We start from the raw sequence: 2195 nt of genomic DNA, 5'->3' as shown, positions 1-2195 counted from the left end.
CCCGCACCCGACGGTGCCGGTGCCCCGGTCCGCCCGGGGCACCGGCTCGGGTGCGGGCGCGGCCGGTTCGGGCACGGGCACGGGCATGAGCGGTTCGGGCACGGGCGGGGCGAGGGAGAGCATGCGGTAGCGCGTGGGAGACAGTCCCACCAGCTCGGTGAAGCGGCGGGTGAAACTGCCGGTGCTGCTGTAGCCGACCCGTACCGCGATGTCGGCGACGGTCAGCCGGGTGCCCAGCAGCAGGACCTTGGCCTCCTGCAGCCGCACCGCGCACAGGAACCGTCCCGGGGTGACACCGGTGACCTTGGTGAACACGCGCAGGAAGTGGTACTTGCTGACCATCGCGCCACGTGCCAGCTCCTCCAGGCTCAGCGGTTCCCAGAAGCGTTCGCGGATCGTGGTGACGGCATGCCGCACGAGGTGCTCCATGAGCTGCTCCAAGAGGGCTCCTGACCAAAGCCGTCCGGCCGGTGACGGGGGTGAAGGGGCGGCAGACCCGGACGAGGTCGCGAGGTCATGGGGTCACGAGGTCGTGGGGTCGCGGCCGCCGCCGCGCGAGGGGCGCGGAGAGAAACAGGAGAGAACAACAGGGCAGAAAAAAGGGGGAGTCGGGACGCCCGGTCCCTCAACTCCCCGCCGCTCCCCCGCCGTACGGACTGTCCGCCGTACGAAATGTTTTCGGGCAGGGGAGGCGTGCCGAAATAGTGACACGGCCGGGGCGCGCCCGCCAAGACTCCCCCAAAGTGACGTAGGTCACGTCAACTGCTGGCGGGGGGTGCGGAGTTGGCGCGCGGATCACGCCACCGGCACCCGACCGGTTCTGTAGCGGCCTGCTGCCACCATCGGCGCAGACCCACACGACCGGACACGGAGGGCGAATGTCTCGCGCCGAGGAAGCCACCGTCAGGACCAAGCGGTCGACCGCACCGCCGGCGCGGGCCGGCGGATCAGCCGGCCGGCTGGAGGGGCTGCGCCGGACCGGGGCCCTGATCACCTTCATGCTCGGCGCCCTGTCCGCGGTGCCGCCGCTGTCGATGGACATGTACCTGCCCGCACTGCCGGACGTCACCCGCACCCTGCACACCTCCGCCACCAGCGGCCAGCTGACCCTGACCGCGTGCCTGACCGGCATGGCGCTGGGCCAGCTGATCGTCGGCCCGATGAGCGACCGGTGGGGGCGGCGCAGGCCGCTGCTGACCGGCCTGCTCGTCTACGTCGTCGCCTCCGTGAGCTGCGCGCTGGCGCCCGACGCCGCGGTGCTGATCGGCTGCCGGCTGCTGCAGGGCCTGGCGGGGGCGGCCGGCATCGTCATCGCCCGCGCCGTGGTGCGCGACCTCTACGACGGCCTGGAGATGGCCCGTTTCTTCTCCACCCTGCTGCTGGTCTCCAGCCTCGCCCCGGTCGCCGCGCCGGTCCTGGGCGGACAGGTGCTGCGCTTCACCGCCTGGCGGGGCGTCTTCCTGGTGCTGGCCGTGATCGGTGTCGCGCTCACCGCGCTGGTGTGGCGCCGGCTGCCCGAGACCCTGCCGCCCGCCCGGCGCCGGGGCGGCGGGGTGCTGGGGGCGCTGTTCATCATGCGCGGCCTGCTCGCCGACCGGGTCTTCGCCGGCTACGTGATGGTCAACGGCTTCGCCTACGGCGCCCTGTTCTCCTACATCGCCGCCTCCCCCTTCGTCATCCAGGGCATCTACGGCGCCTCCCCGCAGACCTTCTCCCTCCTCTACGGCCTCAACTCGCTCGGCATGATGATCGTGGGCCGCGTCAACGGCAAGCTCCTGGTCGGCCGGGTCCGCCTGGACCGGGCCCTGGGCGCCGGGCTCGGTGTCATCGCGGTGGCCGGGACGGTGCTGCTGCTGGTGGCGCAGGGCGTCTTCGGCGACGCGGGCACCATCCCGGTCGCCTGCTGCCTCTTCGTCATGATCTCCGCGCTGGGGCTGGTCCTGCCCAACACCAACGCGCTCGCCCTGATGCGCACCCCGCACGCCGCGGGCTCCGCCTCCGCACTGGTGGGCACCTCCTGCTTCGCCATGGGCGCGATCGCCACCCTCCTCGTCGGCATCGCCGGCAAGGGCACGGCACTGCCCATGGCCGCCGTCCAGACCGGCAGCGCCCTGACCGCGATCGCCTCCCTCCTGCTGCTGTGCCGCCCCTGGCAGAACCAGCCCGGGCCGGAGACCCGCCCCTGACCACACCCC

2 protein-coding genes are annotated in these 2195 nt (G+C 72.6%); one reads left to right on the top strand and one right to left on the bottom strand.

The window, feature by feature from the left end; all coding sequences use genetic code 11:
- Nucleotides 1-441 (bottom strand): helix-turn-helix domain-containing protein (locus JHN63_RS50780; protein ID WP_200691896.1); only part of this gene is annotated, 441 nt, incomplete at its 3' end.
- Between the two features lie 437 nt (nt 442-878).
- Here JHN63_RS50780 and JHN63_RS50775 point away from each other — a divergent pair.
- On the top strand, nt 879-2186 hold the full coding sequence (locus JHN63_RS50775; RefSeq protein ID WP_200691895.1) for a multidrug effflux MFS transporter: 1308 nt from the start codon (nt 879-881) through the stop codon (nt 2184-2186).
- Nucleotides 2187-2195 lie beyond the last annotated feature (9 nt).

The organism is Streptomyces sp. MBT65 (assembly GCF_016612545.1).
GTDB lineage: Bacteria > Actinomycetota > Actinomycetes > Streptomycetales > Streptomycetaceae > Streptomyces.
This window is presented reverse-complemented; position numbering and strand designations above follow the sequence as displayed.